Source organism: Streptomyces sp. NPDC002623, assembly GCF_053592635.1.
The window spans coordinates 282,301-300,084 of the sequence record NZ_JBSFWB010000002.1 but is presented as its reverse complement, the minus strand read 5'-3'; the positions used below and the strand labels follow the sequence as shown (position 1 = coordinate 300,084).

At 69.6% G+C, this 17,784-nt stretch carries 14 protein-coding genes; 11 read left to right on the top strand and 3 right to left on the bottom strand.

Translation table 11 applies throughout. From position 1 onward, the window contains the following. Positions 1-108 precede the first annotated feature (108 nt). Both ACWD4O_RS04040 and ACWD4O_RS04035 read right to left on the bottom strand, forming a co-directional pair. Complete coding sequence (locus ACWD4O_RS04040; protein WP_451277173.1) at positions 109-1,875, bottom strand: ABC transporter substrate-binding protein; 1,767 nt, start codon at positions 1,873-1,875, stop codon at positions 109-111. An 82-nt stretch (positions 1,876-1,957) separates the two neighbouring features. After that, positions 1,958-2,947, bottom strand: coding sequence for an ABC transporter permease (locus tag ACWD4O_RS04035; protein ID WP_451277171.1), 990 nt, complete (start codon positions 2,945-2,947; stop codon positions 1,958-1,960). A gap of 602 nt (positions 2,948-3,549) precedes the next feature. Between ACWD4O_RS04035 and ACWD4O_RS04030 the strand changes: the two genes are divergently transcribed. Genes ACWD4O_RS04030 through ACWD4O_RS04010 form a run of 5 tightly spaced genes read left to right on the top strand, consistent with a single transcriptional unit; the run spans position 3,550 to position 9,176 of the window. Further along, positions 3,550-5,181, top strand: a complete 1,632-nt coding sequence (locus ACWD4O_RS04030) for a peptide ABC transporter substrate-binding protein (RefSeq protein ID WP_451277169.1) — start codon at positions 3,550-3,552, stop codon at positions 5,179-5,181. A 6-nt stretch (positions 5,182-5,187) separates the two neighbouring features. Next, on the top strand, positions 5,188-6,111 hold the full coding sequence (locus tag ACWD4O_RS04025) for an ABC transporter permease (protein WP_451277167.1): 924 nt from the start codon (positions 5,188-5,190) through the stop codon (positions 6,109-6,111). Further along, positions 6,104-7,117: an ABC transporter permease gene (locus tag ACWD4O_RS04020; RefSeq protein ID WP_451277165.1), complete on the top strand. Its 1,014-nt coding sequence runs from the start codon at positions 6,104-6,106 to the stop codon at positions 7,115-7,117. Before ACWD4O_RS04025 ends, ACWD4O_RS04020 begins: the two co-directional genes overlap by 8 nt. A 6-nt stretch (positions 7,118-7,123) precedes the next feature. Next, complete coding sequence (locus tag ACWD4O_RS04015) at positions 7,124-8,116, top strand: ABC transporter ATP-binding protein (RefSeq protein ID WP_451277163.1); 993 nt, start codon at positions 7,124-7,126, stop codon at positions 8,114-8,116. Next, positions 8,109-9,176 carry an ABC transporter ATP-binding protein gene (locus ACWD4O_RS04010; protein ID WP_451277161.1) on the top strand — a complete coding sequence of 356 codons (1,068 nt, stop codon included), beginning with the start codon at positions 8,109-8,111 and terminating at the stop codon, positions 9,174-9,176. The genes ACWD4O_RS04015 and ACWD4O_RS04010 overlap by 8 nt, the downstream gene beginning before the upstream one ends. 243 nt (positions 9,177-9,419) lie before the next feature. On the opposite strand, the gene ACWD4O_RS04005 is transcribed toward ACWD4O_RS04010, so the two are convergent. Next, positions 9,420-11,558 (bottom strand): prolyl oligopeptidase family serine peptidase, encoded by a 2,139-nt coding sequence (locus tag ACWD4O_RS04005; protein ID WP_451277159.1) that lies wholly within the window; start codon positions 11,556-11,558, stop codon positions 9,420-9,422. 180 nt (positions 11,559-11,738) lie between these two features. Between ACWD4O_RS04005 and ACWD4O_RS04000 the strand changes: the two genes are divergently transcribed. The 6 genes from ACWD4O_RS04000 to ACWD4O_RS03975 all read left to right on the top strand — a co-directional run bounded on the left by ACWD4O_RS04000 (position 11,739) and on the right by ACWD4O_RS03975 (position 17,779). Then, complete coding sequence (locus ACWD4O_RS04000) at positions 11,739-11,933, top strand: hypothetical protein (protein ID WP_351916765.1); 195 nt, start codon at positions 11,739-11,741, stop codon at positions 11,931-11,933. A 28-nt stretch (positions 11,934-11,961) separates the two neighbouring features. Continuing rightward, the gene (mshB, locus tag ACWD4O_RS03995) at positions 11,962-12,858 is read left to right on the top strand and encodes an N-acetyl-1-D-myo-inositol-2-amino-2-deoxy-alpha-D-glucopyranoside deacetylase (protein WP_451277156.1); all 897 of its coding nucleotides are present in this window, start codon (positions 11,962-11,964) and stop codon (positions 12,856-12,858) included. Further along, the gene (locus tag ACWD4O_RS03990; RefSeq protein WP_451277154.1) at positions 12,858-13,268 is read left to right on the top strand and encodes a DUF6113 family protein; all 411 of its coding nucleotides are present in this window, start codon (positions 12,858-12,860) and stop codon (positions 13,266-13,268) included. Before mshB ends, ACWD4O_RS03990 begins: the two co-directional genes overlap by 1 nt. 154 nt (positions 13,269-13,422) lie before the next feature. Further along, positions 13,423-15,939, top strand: a complete 2,517-nt coding sequence (locus tag ACWD4O_RS03985) for a hypothetical protein (protein WP_451277152.1) — start codon at positions 13,423-13,425, stop codon at positions 15,937-15,939. A gap of 107 nt (positions 15,940-16,046) precedes the next feature. Beyond that, positions 16,047-17,042 (top strand): ABC transporter ATP-binding protein, encoded by a 996-nt coding sequence (locus tag ACWD4O_RS03980; protein WP_451277150.1) that lies wholly within the window; start codon positions 16,047-16,049, stop codon positions 17,040-17,042. Beyond that, entirely contained in the window at positions 17,039-17,779 is a 741-nt protein-coding gene (locus ACWD4O_RS03975; RefSeq protein ID WP_451277148.1) for an ABC transporter permease, read from the top strand. The genes ACWD4O_RS03980 and ACWD4O_RS03975 overlap by 4 nt, the downstream gene beginning before the upstream one ends. Positions 17,780-17,784 lie beyond the last annotated feature (5 nt).

Here is a 17,784-nt window from a genome sequence, read left to right as displayed (position 1 = left end):
TTCCTCGGAGGGCCGTCGTGTGGTTCGGGCCGGGCCGGGGTGACCGGCGGGCACGGTGGACGAGCCGAGGGCGGGGCGGCCGAAGCCGCCCCACCTCTCAGGTGTGGATCAGGACTTGACGTACAGCTTGTAGAGCATGCAGCCGTCGAAGTTCGGGTCCATCTTCACGTTGCCGAGCTTGGAGCCGTGCATGTAGATGCGCTTCATGTACACATCGGGGATGAACGAGGCGGTCTCGGTGACCTGCTTGTCCAGGGCGGCCCACATCTTGTTGGCCTTGGCCTGGTCGGGCTCGGCAGTGGCGGCCTTGATGGCGGCGTCGACCGCGGAGTCCTTCAGGTGGCAGTAGTTCGAACCGCCGTCGGTGATGCCCTTGCTGTCGAACAGCGGCTGGAACACCGAGAAACCGGTCGGCCAGTCGGAGGACCAGCCACCCCAGTAGATGTCGAACGGGTTGGCGACCTTGCCGGTCTCGTCGTACCAGGTGGTGGAGTCGATCGGCTTGGTCACGACGTCGAAGCCGGCCGCCTTCAGGGCGTTCTGGATGACGACGGTGATCTTCGACTGGGTGTCGTCCTGCTGGTAGGCGTAGACGATCTTGGCGCCGGTCTTGCCGGCCTTCTCCAGGATCTTCTTCGCGGCGGCCGGGTCGCCGGCCGGGTTCTTCAGCTTGCCCCACACGTCCTGCGACTCGTAGCCGGCGACGAGCGGGCTCATGATGCCGGTCGCGTAGTCACCGCGGACCGCGCCACCCTGCAGCTGACGGATCGCGGCGGTCGGCCAGGCCTTGATCAGAGCCTCGCGGACGGCCTTGTCGGTCACCCGGGTCTGGTTGATCCAGTAGACGCTGACGCCGCTGCCCAGGCCGCTGAAGACGCGGTCCTTGGCCTCGGTCTGCGCCTTCTGGACGCGCTCCTGCGGGATCGTGCGCCAGCTGACGGCGAACTGGTCGTTGCCGGAGTCGGCGAGCAGCCGGTCGATCGCGGTCAGCTGCTCGATGCCGAAGGAGAAGTTGAACTGGTCCGGGTAGGCGTTGCGGATCGGGTCCGTGGCCGCGTCCCAGTGCTCGTTGCGGACCAGGACCATCGACTTGTCGGTGACGTGCGTCTGGACCTTGTAGGGGCCGTTCGACACCGGCTTCTTGTCGTAGTTCTCCTTGGTGTCCTTCTTCACCGGGGTGGGGGCGTACGTGTTCATCGCCACCACGTAGTTGAAGTCGGGACGCGCCTCGGCAAGGCGGAACGTGATCTTCTTGCCGCTGGTCTCGATCGACTTCAGGTGCTTGCCGCCGTACGGGCCCGGGTACGACTTGCGGTACTCCGAGCTGCCCGTCAGCCACTGCTGGATGTACATGGCGCCTTCGGTGATGTAGCTGGCGAAGGCACGCTCGAAGCCGTGACGGACGTCGTCGACGGTGACGTCGGAGCCGTCCTCCCACTTGACGCCGTCCTTCAGGGTGAAGGACCAGGTCTTGCCGCCGTCCGCCATGGTGCCCGTGTCGGTGGCGAGGTCGCCGACGAGGGTCATCGAACCGTCGTCCGCGATCTTGTAACCGGTCAGCGTGCGGTTGATGACGATCGAGCCGAGCGAGTTCCAGGCGTAGTAGATGCGCTGCGGGTCGAGGTGCGAGAAGTCGTCGTCGTTCAGCAGGTAGACGGTTCCGCCCTTCTTCGCGCCGGAGACCTCGGGGGCCGGACCCTTGGAGTCCTCGGCCGTACCGATCTTGACCGTGGTCGCGTTGGCCTTGGCGGCGTCCTGCTTGCCACCGGAGCCGCTGTTGCTGGTCGAGTCCCCACTGCTGCACGCGGTCAGCACGGAGCCCGCGGCGGCGGCCACACCGGTGGCTATCAGGAAGTTTCTGCGCGAGAAGGACATCGCATCCTGCCTTGAGGTGAGAGTGATGAGAGAGGGTTCCGGCACCCCGGCGCCTTTGCCGTGGTCCTGAAAAGGGCCGGAGTCAGCGCTTGGTCTTCGGGTCGAGTGCGTCGCGTACCGAGTCTCCGAGCAGGTTGAACGCCAGCACGAAGATCACCATGGCCAGGCCCGGGAAGAGCAGGTAGGTGATGTCGTCCTGGTAGACCTGGGCGGCGCGTCCGATCATGACGCCCCAGTCGGGGGTCGGATCCTTGATGCCGACGCCGAGGAAGGCGAGGCCCGCTTCCGTGGTGACCATCAGAGGCAGGTTGAGCGTTGCCTGGATGAGGATCGGCGTCCACAGGTTGGGCAGCAGCTCCTTGAAGATGATGCGCGCCGGAGACGCTCCCGTGACCTTGGCCGCCTCGACGAACTCCCGTTCGCGCAGGGCCAGTACCTGGCCGCGCAGCAGTCGGGCGATGGACGCCCAGCCGAAGACGGTGAGCAGCAGGACGAGGGAGCCCACGGTGAGCCACATCGGCGTGTTCTCGTCGGGCTGCACGAAGATGGCGAGCACCACGGGAGTGAAGGCCACGAAGAACAGCTGCGAGGGGAAGGCCAGCAGGATGTCGATGACCCGGCCGATGAACCAGTCCGTCTTGCCGCCGACGTAGCCGGCGGTGACGCCGAGCACCACGCCGATGATCACCACGAGAACGGTGATGGCCGTGGCGATCAGCAGCGAGTTGCGGATCGCGTACAGCAGGAAGGTGAAGACGTCACGGCCGAGCCCGGGCTCGATGCCGAACCAGAACTCGCTGTCGATGCCGCCGTTGGGCTTCACCGGGTAGCTGTTGTCGCCGAGCAGTCCGGGCGTGTTGAGCCCGTAGGTGGTGTACGGGTCCTTGCCGTACAGGCCGGCTATGAGTGGCGCCGCCAGCGCGATCACGAAGAAGAAGATCACGATGCATGCGGAGATGACGCCCGTACGGTCCCGCTTGAAACGACGCCAGGCGAGTTGCCCGGGAGACCGGCTCTCGTTGACCTTCGGAGCGTCGGAAGTGGTCGACTTCGCGACGTTCTCGTCGGTCACCTCGAGCGGTGCAGCCGCTGATGGAGTTGGGGGGGTCATGGTGCTCCTGGCCCAAGGGAGGGTCTGATGACTCCGCAGGGCACTCCCCTACGGGCTACGCGGGACTTTTTCAACGCAATTCGTTCAAGGTCAATAAATTCTGGTCTCCCTTGGTCTTCTCTTTACCTTCTTTACCCGGCGTTGACCGTACCGTAGCTACGCGTGTAGCGCGCCGTAATCGTTCCGTGTCCAAATTCGGGCCAACTGGGCAAAGCGGGCAACGAGTTCGATATGCGGACGCCTCAGTGTCGGAATGCGTACATCTTGTGGCCGCAAGCCAACGGTTCGGCATCGGATCCCGGGGACCCGTTGCGCACTACACCGAAGATCCATTGTGACCTGCGCAGAAGATCCTTTTCGACCCCTCAGCAGGAACCTGCTGTCGGCAGTAGGTGCACTTGCGCCATCCCCCGAATAGCCCCCTGGCGGCCATCCGTTGGGCGCGGCCCGAGTGCGGTATGCACCCTTTGAGTCGATATTGACCGTTAATGGATCGGTGTTTCGACGTCTCGACGCTGACGGTGGAGCGCTCAGGTAAAGACGCGGTCAATGAGGAGGCATCCATGCGCGGAGCCACGCACGCCAAGTGGGCCGTATGCGCGTTGGCGACAGCGCTCGCGGCGACGGCCTGTGGGGGCGGGGGGAGCGACAGCGGGAGCGGCGACGGCGCGGTGCTCAGCTCCTCCTGGGGAGACCCGCAGAACCCGCTGGAACCCGCCAACACCAACGAGGTGCAGGGCGGCAAGGTGCTGGACATGATCTTCCGGAGCCTGAAGAAGTACAACCCGGAGACCGGCGCCGCCGAGGACATGCTGGCCGAGAAGATCGAGACCACGGACTCCCAGAACTTCACCATCACCGTCAAGGACGGCTGGACGTTCAGCAATGGCGAAAAAGTGACGTCCAAATCCTTCGTCGACGCCTGGAACTACGGCGCCAGCCTGAAGAACAACCAGAAGAACGCGTACTTCTTCGAGTACATCGACGGCTACACCGCGGTCCATCCCGCCGACGGCACCGCCCAGAGCGCCGGCGCCCTCGCCGGGCTCAAGGTGGTCGACGACAAGACCTTCACCGTCAAGCTCAAGCAGAAGTTCTCCACCTTCCCCGACACCCTGGGCTACCCCGCCTACGCCCCGCTGCCCCAGTCCTTCTTCACCGACCACGCGGGTTGGCTGAAGAAACCGATCGGAAACGGGCCGTACACGATCGACTCCTATACCAAGGGCTCCCAGATGGCCCTGAAGAAGTGGGACGGCTACCCCGGCACCGACAAGGCGGAGAACGGCGGAGTGACCCTCAAGGTCTACACCGACAACAACACCGCCTACACCGACCTGCTGGCCGGCAACCTCGATCTCGTCGACGACGTGCCCGCGGCCCAGCTCAAGAACGTCAAGAACGACCTCGGCGACCGCTATCTGAACACCCCCGCCGGCATCATCCAGACCCTGGCCTTCCCCTTCTACGACAAGAAGTGGAACACCACCGGCTCGGACCAGGTCCGCACCGGCCTCTCCCGGGCGATCGACCGCAAGCAGATCACCGAGACGATCTTCCAGAACACCCGCACCCCCGCCACCGACTGGACCTCCCCGGTGCTCGGCGAGGAGGGCGGCTTCAAGGAAGGACTGTGCGGAGACGCCTGCGAATACGACCCCGACGCGGCCAAGAAGCTCATCGAGGAGGGCGGCGGACTCCCCGGCGGCCAGGTCAAAATCACATACAACGCGGACACCGGATCCCACAAACAGTGGGTCGACGCCGTCTGCAACTCGATCAACAACGCCCTCGGCAACGAAAAGGCCTGCGTCGGCAACCCGGTCGGCACCTTCGCCGACTTCCGCGGCCAGATCACCGACCGGAAGATGAGCGGCCCGTTCCGGGCGGGCTGGCAGATGGACTACCCCCTCATCCAGAACTTCCTCCAGCCGCTCTACTACACCAACGCCTCCTCCAACGACGGCAAGTGGTCCAACGAGGAGTTCGACAAGCTCGTCGACCAGGCCAATGCCGAGACCGACACCGCCAAGGCCGTGGAGACCTTCCAGCAGGCCGAGGAGGTCGTCCGCGACAACATGGCCGCCATCCCCCTCTGGTACCAGAACGGCAGCGCCGGTTACTCGGAGCGCCTCTCCAACGTCAAGCTGAACCCGTTCTCCGTCCCGGTCTACAACGAGATCAAGGTCAGCTGACCCGCCATGGGCCGGTATGTGATCCGGCGTCTGCTCCAGATGATCCCGGTGTTCATCGGCGCCACGCTGCTGATCTTCCTGATGGTGAACGTGATGGGCGACCCCGTCGCGGGCCTGTGCGGCGACCGGCAGTGCGATCCGGCCACCGCCGCCCAGCTGGAGAAGGAGTTCGGCCTCGACAAGCCGGTCTGGCAGCAGTACCTGACCTACATGGGGAACGTCTTCACCGGAGACTTCGGGACGGCGTTCAACGGACAGCCCGTCACCGAGCTGATGGCCACGGCGTTCCCGGTCACCATCCGGCTGACGATCGTCGCGATCCTCTTCGAGATCGTCATCGGCATCACCTTCGGCGTGGTCACGGGCCTGCGCCGGGGCCGGCCCGTCGACACCGGGGTCCTGCTCCTCACCCTCGTCGTGATCTCCGTCCCCACCTTCGTCACCGGCCTGCTGCTGCAACTGCTGCTCGGCGTCGAGTGGGGCTGGATCAAGCCGTCGGTCTCCTCGGAGGCCACCTTCGGCGAGCTGATCGTCCCCGGCCTGGTGCTGGCCTCGGTCTCCCTCGCCTACGTCACCCGCCTGACCCGCACCTCCATCGCCGAGAACAAGCGCTCGGACTACGTCCGCACGGCCGTCGCCAAAGGGCTGCCCCGCCGCCGGGTCGTCACCCGCCACCTGCTGCGCAACTCGCTCATCCCGGTGGTCACCTTCATCGGCACCGACATCGGGGCGCTGATGGGCGGCGCGATCGTCACCGAGCGCATCTTCAACATCCACGGCGTCGGCTTCCAGCTCTACCAGGGGATTCTGCGGCAGAACACCCAGACGGTCGTCGGCTTCGTGACGGTGCTGGTCCTGGTCTTCCTCGTCGCCAACCTGCTCGTCGACCTCCTGTACGCCGTACTCGACCCGAGGATCCGCTATGCCTGAGCCGACGCCCGGGGAGCCGCCCGGGGAGCACCATCTGCAGGGCGCGGCCCGCACACCGGAGGAGGGCGTCATCGCCGACACCGGCATGGGCGGCACGATGGACCTGGCGACGGCCGAGGGCGAGACACTGGAGCCGCCTTCATCAGCCGCCTCCGGCGGACGGGCCCGCTCCCTCTGGTCCGACGCCTGGCGCGACCTGCGCCGCAACCCGGTGTTCATCGTCGCCGGTCTGGTCATCCTCTTCCTGGTCTTCATCTCGCTCTGGCCCGGGGCCATCACCTGGGAGAGCCCCCTGCAGTGCAACCTCGCCAAGGCCCAGGAGGGCTCCCAGCCAGGCCACCCCTTCGGCTTCGACGGCCAGGGCTGCGACGTCTACACCCGCACCGTCTACGGCGCCCGTACGTCCGTCACGGTCGGCGTCCTGGCCACGCTCGGCGTCGCCCTGTTCGGCAGCGTCCTCGGCGGACTCGCGGGCTTCTTCGGCGGGGCGGGGGACTCGGTCCTGTCCCGGATCACCGACATCTTCTTCGCCATCCCGGTCGTCCTCGGCGGACTCGTCCTCCTCTCCGTGGTGACCAGCAATACGGTCTGGCCGGTCATCGGGTTCATGGTGCTGCTCGGCTGGCCCCAGATCTCCCGCATCGCCCGCGGCTCGGTGATCACCGCCAAACAGAACGACTACGTCCAGGCCGCCCGCGCCCTGGGCGCCTCCAACTCCCGCCTGCTGCTGCGCCACATCACCCCGAACGCGGTCGCCCCGGTGATCGTGGTCGCGACCATCGCGCTCGGCACGTACATCTCGCTGGAGGCGACCCTGTCCTACCTCGGCGTCGGCCTGAAGCCGCCCACCGTCTCCTGGGGCATCGACATCTCCGCCGCCTCCCCCTACATCCGCAACGCCCCCCACGCCCTGCTCTGGCCCTCAGGCGCCCTGGCCCTCACGGTCCTGGCCTTCATCATGCTCGGCGACGCGGTCCGCGACGCCCTGGACCCGAAGCTGAGGTGACGGCGGATGCTGCTCGAAGTGCGTGATCTGCATGTGGAGTTCCGTACCCGGGACGGGGTCGCCCGGGCCGTCAACGGCGTCAGCTACGGCGTGGACGCGGGCGAGACGCTCGCCGTGCTCGGCGAGTCCGGGTCCGGGAAGTCCGTCACCGCTCAGGCGGTCATGGGCATCCTCGACATGCCGCCCGGGCGGATCACCGGCGGCGAGATCCTCTTCCAGGGCCGGGACCTGCTGAAGCTCAAGGAGGAGGAGCGCAGGAAGGTCCGGGGCGCCGAGATGGCGATGATCTTCCAGGACGCCCTGTCCTCCCTGAACCCCGTGCTGTCGGTCGGCGACCAGCTCGGCGAGATGTTCACCGTGCACCGCGGGATGTCGCGCAAGGAGGCGCGGGCCAAGGCCGTCGAGCTGATGGACCACGTCCGCATCCCGGCCGCCCGGGAGCGGGTCAAGGACTACCCGCACCAGTTCTCCGGCGGCATGCGCCAGCGCATCATGATCGCGATGGCGCTCGCGCTCGAACCGGCGCTCATCATCGCCGACGAACCCACCACCGCCCTCGACGTGACCGTCCAGGCCCAGGTCATGGACCTGCTCGCGGAGTTGCAGCGCGAGTACCGCATGGGGCTCATCCTCATCACCCACGACCTCGGCGTGGTCGCCGACGTCGCCGACCGCATCGCCGTCATGTACGCGGGCCGGATCGTCGAGTCGGCCCCCGTCCACGACATCTACAAGGCCCCGGCCCACCCGTACACCCGCGGCCTGCTCGACTCCATCCCGCGCCTGGACCAGAAGGGCCAGGAGCTCTACGCCATCAAGGGCCTGCCGCCCAACCTCATGGACATCCCGCCGGGCTGCGCCTTCAACCCGCGCTGCCCGATGGCCCAGGACGTGTGCCGCACGGACGTGCCCCCGCTGTACGAGGTCGACGGGTCGGACGCGGAGCGGACGGACCGCACCAGCGCCTGCCACTTCTGGAGGGAGTGCCTCCATGGCTAGTACCTCGGCCGCCGAGCCGATCCTCGAAGTCAGCGGACTGGTCAAGCACTATCCGCTCACCCGGGGCATCCTGTTCAAGAAGCAGGTCGGAGCGGTGAAGGCCGTCGACGGGGTCGACTTCACCCTCCACCGCGGCGAGACCCTCGGCATCGTCGGGGAGTCCGGCTGCGGCAAGTCCACGGTCGCCAAGATGCTGGTCAACCTGGAGAAGCCGACGGCGGGGGAGATCCGCTACAAGGGCGAGGACCTGACCCGCCTGTCGGGCAAGGCCCTGCGGGCGGTCCGCCGCAACATCCAGATGGTGTTCCAGGACCCGTACACCTCCCTCAACCCCCGGATGACCGTCGGCGACATCATCGGCGAGCCGTACGAGATCCACCCCGAGGTGGCCCCCAAGGGCGACCGGCGCCGAAAGGTCCAGGATCTCCTGGACGTCGTCGGCCTCAACCCCGAGTACATCAACCGCTACCCGCACCAGTTCTCCGGCGGCCAGCGCCAGCGCATCGGCATCGCGCGCGGCCTCGCCCTGCGCCCGGAGGTGATCGTCGCCGACGAACCGGTCTCCGCGCTGGACGTGTCGGTCCAGGCGCAGGTGATCAACCTGATGGACCGGCTGCAGAGCGAGTTCGACCTCTCGTACCTCTTCATCGCCCACGACCTCTCGATCGTCCGCCACATCTCGGACCGGGTCGGGGTCATGTACCTCGGACGGATCGTGGAGATCGGCCGGGACGCCGAGATCTACGACCACCCCACCCACCCGTACACCCAGGCCCTGCTGTCCGCGGTCCCGGTGCCGGACCCGGAGGCGCGGGAGCACCGGGAGCGGATCATCCTGGCGGGCGATGTCCCGTCCCCGACGAACATTCCCTCCGGCTGCCGCTTCCGCACCCGCTGCTGGAAGGCGCGGGAGCGCTGCGCGCAGGAGGTGCCGGAACTGGCGGTCCCGGCGGAGTTCCGGCTCGCGACGGGCCCCGCGGCCCACGACTCGGCCTGCCACTTCGCGGAGGAGAAACAGGTGGTCCCACCGGAGGACGATCATGGTGAGGGGATGTCATAAGGCATCAAACGCACACCAACCGCGTTAACACGCAGGCAACTTGGCTGACCCGATTCCGATATACGGACGCGCCAGTCTGAACAGCGTACGGCCGTGCGGGTGCCGTAAACGGGCCGGGAGCGCCATGTCTCCCGGCCCGTTGCCCCTTTTTGCGCCTAAACCGGCGCCGCTCTCGCGGACCTGGCTGGTGCTTCGTCGTGGTTCCTCAATTATCGGTTGCGGTGCTCTGTGGAGAGTCGCCGATCAGCCCAGTGTGAGAGCGCGCCGAAGGAAGTCCACCTGGAGCAGCAGCAGGTTCTCCGCGACCTGTTCCTGCGGGGTCATGTGGGTGACGCCCGACAGCGGCAGCACCTCGTGCGGCCGGCCGGCGGACAGCAGCGCCGAGGACAGCCGCAGGGCGTGGGCGACGACCACGTTGTCGTCGGCCAGCCCGTGGACGATCATCAGCGGGCGGTGGGGCCCGGCGGGGGCGGAGAGCCCCTCGTCGGTGATGAGCGAGCTCTTCGCGTACGCCTCCGGGGAGGCGGCCGGGTCGCCGAGGTAGCGCTCGGTGTAGTGGGTGTCGTAGAGCCGCCAGTCCGTCACCGGCGCGCCCGCGATGCCCGCGTGGAAGACGTCGGGGCGGCGCAGCACCGCGAGGGCCGCGAGCCAGCCGCCGAAGGACCAGCCGCGGATCGCCACCCGGGAGAGGTCCAGGGGGTGGCTCTTGGCCAGATCCTGGAGCGCGTCGATCTGGTCGTCGAGGCTGACCGTGAAGTCGTGGTGGATCGCCTTCTCCCAGCCGGGGGAGCGGCCGGGGGTGCCCCGTCCGTCGGCGACGACCACCGCGAAGCCCTGGTCGGCGAACCACTGCGAGGTCAGATGGGCGTTGTGCGCGGCGAGCACCCGGGGCCCGTGCGGACCGCCGTAGGGGTCCAGCAGGACGGGGAGGAGGGAGCCGGACGAGGAGGATGAGGTGTCACCGGGGTAGTCCGTAGGCATGAGCACGGCGCACGGGACGCGCCGTGCGCCCCCTTCGGTGAGCCGCACGCGGGGGGACAGGCCCGGATCCTGCGCATATGACCGGACGATCCCCGTCGGCTTCCCGTCCTTCAGCACCCGCGCCACGCTGCCCGGCCGGTCCGGCACCGCAGACACCAGCACGGTCACGTTCCCCGCGCGCACCGCCGAGTGCACACCGGGCTCCTCGGACAGGCGCTCGACGCCCAGTTCGTTGACGCGGTAGACATGCACCTCGCCGATTTCCGGCGCGGCCGCGTCCTCTCCGGCCGAGGCGGAGACCAGCACGTCGTCGGCCGTGACGTCCAGCACCGCCCGCACATGCAACTGGGCTCCCGTCAGCGGACGTTCGCCGACCGCGAGGACCCGTGCGCCGCCCTCGTCGGCGATCCGGACCAGCTGTCCGGAGGGGCTCCAGCAGGGCACTCCAGGGAAAAGATCCAGCCAAATCAGATCTTCGTCCGCGTGCACCATCCGGGTCGTCCCGGAGGCGGTGTCCACGGCGAGGAACAGCTGGCTGCGCTGATCGCGCGCCTGTACGAGCAGCAGCGGCGCCCCCGCCCCTGACCAGTGCACTCGCGCCAGATACGGGTAGCGCGCCCGGTCCCAGACGACCTCCGTGCGCACCCCGTCGAGCCCGAAGAGGAACAGCCGTACGTCCGCGTTGGGCGTCCCGGCAGCCGGATAAGGCACGTGTTGTGGGTCACGTTTCGGCTGCGCGGGATCGGAGATCCACCAACGCTCCACGGGCGTGTCGTCCACCCGCGCCACCAGCAGCCGATCCGACTCCGGAGCCCACCAGAAACCGCGCGAGCGGCCCATCTCCTCGGCCGCGATGAACTCGGCCAATCCATAGGAAACCGTCTCCGATTCCGGTTCCGCGACCGCCCGGTCGCCCGCACCCTCGGCGCCGACCACCCGCAGGGCGCCTCCGACGACGTAGGCGACGAGCCGGCCGTCGGGGGAGGGGCGGGGGTCGATCACCGGTCCGGGGACCGGCAGTTCGGCGGCCGTCCCGGCCCGCAACTCGGCCGTGAAAAGCCGCCCTGACAAGGCGAAAGACGCCAGCTCGACGGCCTCGTCAGTGGCGTAGCCGACGATCCCGGCACCGCCCTCACGACTGCGTTCGCGGCGCGCCCGTTCCGCCGGGGAGAGGTCCTCCGCGGTGCCCCCGAGCAGGGCGGGCGGGTCGGCCGCCAGGCGTTCCGTGCCGTCCGCGGGGTCGAGGACCCACAGCGCGCCCGCGCGGTCCGTGCCGGAGCCTGAACGCAGGAACACGACCCGGGAGCTGTCGGGAGCCACCGTGAACGAACGCGGCGCGCCGAGGGTGAAACGCTGGGTGCGGGCGTGCCTGCGGGGGAAGGAGTCGGACTCGGTCGTCATGGGCCGACCATATTGGCCATGCGCCCCCTTGTGCGGCCGTGCGCCGAGAGATGCGCACGTACTCATAGTTATGATCACTAGCGCACTGTGGGTATGAACCTGCTGGCAGTTGTATGGATTTACCAGTTGTCTCGCTCTGTTTTTGCCCCCACGTTCCCGGGTTCTTGGAGGTGAGCCGCCGTGGCACTCTCGATTTCGGCGGTGGTGCTGCTGGCGATCATCGTCTTCTTGTTGATCAAGAAGTCAGGACTGAAGGGCGGTCACGCTGTCGTCTGCATCCTGCTCGGTTTCTATCTGGCGTCCTCGACGATCGCACCCACGATCAGCGATCTGACCACGAGCGTGGCGGACGTGATCGGCAGCCTCAAGTTCTGACGGGGCGGCCGCCTCGTAGGGTGGCCCCATGACGGAACTGCCCGGCCGGCGTCTGTTGCTGGTGCACGCGCACCCGGACGACGAGTCGATCAACAACGGCGCGACCATGGCCAGGTACGCGGCCGAGGGCGCTCATGTGACCCTGGTCACCTGCACCCTCGGCGAACGCGGCGAGGTCATCCCGCCCGAGCTGCGGCATCTGACCGGCGCCGCCCTGGGCGAGTGCCGGCGGCGGGAACTCGCCGCCGCCATGGCCGAACTCGGCGTGCGGGACTTCCGCCTGCTCGGCGGCGCCGGCCGCTACGGCGACTCCGGGATGATGGGCCTCCCCGACAACGACGACCCCGCCTGCTTCTGGCAGGCCGACGTCGACGAAGCCGCCGCGTCCCTCGTCGAGGTGATCCTCGAGGTGCGCCCCCAGGTGCTCGTCACCTACGACGAGCACGGCGGCTACGGCCACCCCGACCACATCCAGGCCCACCGCGTCGCCATGCGGGCGGTGGAGCTCGCCGAGAGCGCCGGGTGGCGCATCCCCAAGGTGTACTGGAACCGCGTCCCGCGCCCCGTCGCCGAGGCCGCCTTCGCCCGCCTGCGGGAAGAGCTTCCGCGGCTGCCCTTCGCCGGGAGCGCCGCCGTCGCCGACGTGCCGGGGGTCGTGGACGAGGACCGCGTCACCGCCGAGATCGACGCCACCGCCGCGTACGCGGACGCCAAGGCGGCCGCGATGCGCGCGCACGCCACCCAGATCGAGGTCGCCCCCGACGGGCGGTCCTTCGCCCTGTCGAACGAACTCGCCCAGCCCCTCTTCACCGTCGAGTACTACGAACTCGTCCGCACAGAGTCGAGCGGAGCGTCCGGCGGAGCGTCCGCCGAGAAGAGGGAGACCGACCTGTTCGCCGGTGTCGGCGACGCGGAGGTGGCCTGATGTCCGACCGTGGCTCGATGCTCGCCCAGCCGCTCCGGATGCCCCCCGCCGGACGGGCCGTCGCCTACGTGGGACTTCTGCTGCTCGGCGCGGTCACCGGACTCGCCGGAGCGCTCGTCCAGGCCGGCTGGTTCCCGGGCGGTCTGCTCCTCGCGCTCGTCGGCGCGGCCGGGCTGTTCATCGGCGGGGCGCGGGCCCTCGACACCCGTGCCGGGGCCGTCGCGCCCGCCGCCGGCTGGATGATCTCCGTCATCCTGAGCACCGCGGGCCGTCCCGAGGGAGACTTCCTGTTCGGCGCGGGAGGCGGCTCCTACCTCTTCCTGCTCGGTGGCATGGCACTTGCTGTGATCTGCGCCACCATTGGTTTGGGGCGGCAACCGGTCGGCGATGACGTCCGACTTGGCAAGTGACGTACCACTTCACCCTGGGGTACCGGTGGGAGTCCCGTGTGGGTTTCCCTGACGGTCGTGGGATACGGGCCAGAAGTGGCCAGTATGGTGGTGCGCGCCGCCGAGCTGCCCGTGAGGCCGTGGCGGGCGGCGGAGCCAACCTGGAGAACCTGCCTTGAGTCGTGAAACTGACAGTCCGTCCTCCGGGCCCAACGGGCGCGGCGGAGCCGCATACCCCTCGGGCACGCCGCCGTACGGCACCCCCGTGGTGTCCGACGGCGGTACGGACGCGGGCCGTTCGGCCGCGCGGCCGGAGGAACGCAAGACCGAGACCACGCTGACGACCCGGATCCGCATCAACATCCCCGGATCGCGGCCCATTCCGCCGGTCGTCGTGCGCACCCCCGTGGCCGACGCCGAGAGTACGGGCGACGACAGCCCCGGCCCCGGCGGCAATCCACCGGCGGACACCGGCGCCGGCGCGCCGCCGGCGGCAGCTGCGGGCGCCGTCGACTCGGTCTCGTCGGAGACCGGCTCGTTCAGGCTGCCCGGTGAACCCGTGCCCTCCGCGGAGGACAAGAGAAGCGACTGGTTCGCGCCTCGTAAGTCCTCGGCGGGCAAGGGCGGTCAGGGCGGCGGCGCCACCAACGGAGCCGGAATCCCGGGCGGTTCCGCCGCCGGGGCGGGTACGCCGCCCGCGAGCGGTCCGGCGGCCGGAACCGCGGCCGGGTCCGGCACCGGCGCGCCCGGCGGCGCGCGGCCGGGCGCCGGGCGTCCTGGTGGCGTGGTCGGCTCCATGAGCCTGTCGGGCGGTCCCCGCCCCGGCGGCACCAACGGTGCGGGGCTCCCCGGCGGCGCCACCGGAGGTCCCGTGGCTCCGGGGCACGGCGGCGGCACCGGCTCCTTCGACGTGACCGAGGCGCTCGCCGTGGGCCCGCTCGGCAACGGCTCCCGCCCGGGCCAGGCACTGGGCCAGGGCCAGGGCCGCCAGGGTCAAGGTCCGGGCCAGGTTCAGGGACCGGGCCAGGGGCAGGGCCAGGGCCAGGGCCCGGGGCAGGTTCAGGGCGGCGGTCCCGCCGAACCGCGCCGCGACAACCTGCCGTACTTCTCCGACAATGGCCAGAATGGCCAGAACGGTCCGAACGGTCCGAACGGCCAGAGCGGCCGGCACAGCCCGAACGGGCTCGGCGGCCCGCAGGGCCCGGCCGGCCAGACCGGTCCGAGCGGCCCGCACGGCTTCGGCGGCTCCTACGACTTCAACGGTCCGGACGGGCCCGGCGGCCCCGGCGGCCGAGGCGGCCCGCAGGGCGGCCCCGCGGGTCCGACCGGCGGCCCGGTCACCGGCGACGGCCCGATGGTGCCCCCGGTGGCCGGCGCCCCCGGCGCGACCCGCCCGCCCGGCGCCCCGCGTGCCGCCGGCCCCGGCGCCGGACCGGGCGCCGCCCCCGGCACCGGTCGTCTCCCCGGCGGTGGTCTGAGCGACGACACCGCGATCCTCACCCCGCAGAAGCCCGCCGCCGAACCGGGCGCGGGCGGCTACGGCGGACGGCCCGTCGACAACGTCTCCGGACACACCGTCACCAGCGGCATCCCCGTCGTGCCCGCCGGCGGTCAGGCCGGGCCGGGCGGATCCTTCCCGCCGGGCCCCGTACGCACCGACGGACCGGGATCCGGGCCGCACACCCCGCCGAACGGGTCGGAGCAGGTCAGGCCGCCCGCGCCCGCGGGCGACTCCAAGAAGAAAAAGAAGAAGGGCCGCAGCAAGGCCCCCCTGCTGGGCGGCCTGGTGGTCGTCGCGGGGATCGGCCTCTACGGCGCCGGCCTGCTGATGAACCACTCCGACGTGCCCAAGGGCACCACCGTGCTCGGCGTGGACATCGGCGGCGGCACCCGCGACGACGCCGTCAAGAAGCTCGACGACGCCTTCGAGAAGCGGGCCGTCACGCCGCTGAAGCTGTCCGTGGACGGCACCACCGTCACCCTCAAGCCGGACCAGGCGGGCCTGCAGTTCGACATGCCGGCCACGGTCGAGGACGCCGCCAAGAGCGACTACAACCCGATCTCCGTGATCGGCTCGCTGTTCGGGCAGCACCGTGAGGTCGAGCCCGAGATGCCGGTCGACGAGGAGAAGCTCCAGGCGGCTCTGGCGACCGCCGCGGGCGGCTCCGGCTCGGCCACCGAGGGCACGATCAAGTTCGAGTCCGGCAAGGCCGTCGCCGTCTACGGCAAGGCGGGCAAGGGCATCGACGCGGCGAAGGCCCAGACCTCCGTCGTGGCGGCCTACCGCGCGCAGGTCGAGTCGGGCACGACCACCCCGGTCAAGGTCCCGACCACGGCCAAGCAGCCGACGATCACCGACGCCGAGGTCGACCGGATGATGAAGGAGTTCGCCGAACCGGCGATGTCCGACCGGGTCACGGTCGAGACCGACGCGGCGCACTCCGTGCCGATGAGTCCGAAGAACTCCCTGTGGAAGTTCCTCGGCGTCAAGGCCGTCGACGGCAAGCTGGTGGAGAGCTACGACCAGGCCGCCCTGAAGGAGCTGTACGGGAACGCCTTCGACGGCGTCCTGATCACCCGCGGCACCGGCCAGAAGACCGCCGTCACCGTCCAGGACGTCATCAGCGCGCTGCGCCCGGCCCTGGTCAGCAAGACCGACCGGACCGGGATCATCGACACCGACCCCAGCTAGGCAGCTACGGGTCTCGGAGATCCGCGGTGCCGCATGACATCTGTCATGCGGCACCGTGGACGGCCGACACTGCCGCCCGCCCGGTCCCCCCGACGACCATTGCCGTCATGACGACGACGACAGCACCGGTGGTCGGGTTCGACCAGGTGACCAAGAGCTTCGGGGACGTACGGGCCGTGGACGGCCTGACCCTGGCCCTGCGCCCGGGGGAGACCGTGGCGCTGCTCGGGCCCAACGGCGCCGGCAAGTCGACCACTCTCGATCTGCTGCTCGGCCTCAAGCACGCCGACAGCGGAGCCGTCCGCCTCTTCGGCGCCACCCCGCGCGAGGCGATCGTCACCGGGCGGGTCGGCGCGATGCTGCAGAGCGGCGGCCTGATGGACGAGGTGACGGTCGCCGAACTGGTCCGGCTCGCCTGCGCCCTGCACCCGAGGCCGTACCGGCCCGCCGATGTGCTGGCCCGCGCGGGCGTCACCCAGATCGCCGACCGCAAGGTCGACAAGCTCTCCGGCGGCCAGGCCCAGCGCGTCCGGTTCGCCCTGGCCACGGCCGGCGACAGCGACCTGATCGTCCTGGACGAGCCCACCACCGGCATGGACGTCACCACCCGGCAGGCGTTCTGGGCCACCATGCGCGAGCAGGCCGACCAGGGCCGCACGGTCCTGTTCGCCACCCACTACCTCGAAGAGGCCGACGCGGTCGCCGACCGGGTGCTGGTCCTGCACCGGGGCCGGCTGCTGGCCGACGGCACCGCCGCCGAGATCAAGGCGAAGGCGGGCGCACGCCGCATCTCCTTCGACCTGGACGTCGACCCGGACGTCGACCCGGACAACGGCCCGGACAACGACCCGGACATCGACCTCGGCGCCGGCCCGGCGGGCGAGATCGACGAGGCAGCGCTGCGCGCCCTGCGCGCCCTGCCGTTCCTCACCGCCCTCGACGTCTCGGGCCGGACCGTCCGCATCCAGTCCACCGATGCCGACGCCACCGTCCACGCGGTCTACGGCCTCGGCCTCTACCCCCGCAACCTCGAGGTCGCCGGGCTCGGCCTGGAACAGGCCTTCGTCGCCCTCACCACCGCCGAGGAGGCGAAGTCGAAGTGAACGGCCTGATCAAGCTGGAGCTCACCCGCGCCCTGCGCAACCGCAAGTTCCTGTTCTTCTCGGTGATCTACCCGTCCGTGCTGTTCCTGCTCATCGCGGGCAGCGCCGACGGCACGGAGAAGGTCGACGGCACCGGCCTGACCCTGCCGACCTACATGATGGTGTCGATGGCCTCCTTCGGCGCCCTCACGGCCGTCCTGATGGGCAACAGCGAGCGCATCGCCAAGGAGCGCCAGAGCGGCTGGGTGCGCCAGCTGCGGCTGACGGCCCTGCCCGGGCGCGGCTACGTCCTCGCGAAGACGGCGAGCGCCGCGGTGGTGAGCCTGCCCTCCATCGTCGTCGTCTTCGCGGTCGCCGCGGCCGTGAAGGACGTCCGGCTGGACGCCTGGCAGTGGCTCGCGCTCACCGGTGCGATCTGGGCCGGCAGCCTCGTCTTCGCGGCCCTCGGCGTGGCGATCGGCTACCTCGCGAGCGGGGACGCGGTCCGCCCGATCACGATGATCACCTACTTCGGCCTGTCGATCCTCGGCGGCCTGTGGATGCCGACGACGACCTTCCCGACCTGGCTGCAGGACATCGCCAGGTGGGTGCCGACGCACGCGTACGCTGCCCTGGGGCAGGCGATCGAGCAGAGCCAGGCCCCGCACGCGAAGGACATCGTCGTCCTGGCCGTCTTCTTCGTCCTGTTCACGGGCGGTGCGGCCTGGCTGTACCGGAAGGACACGCTGAAGGCGTGAGCGGC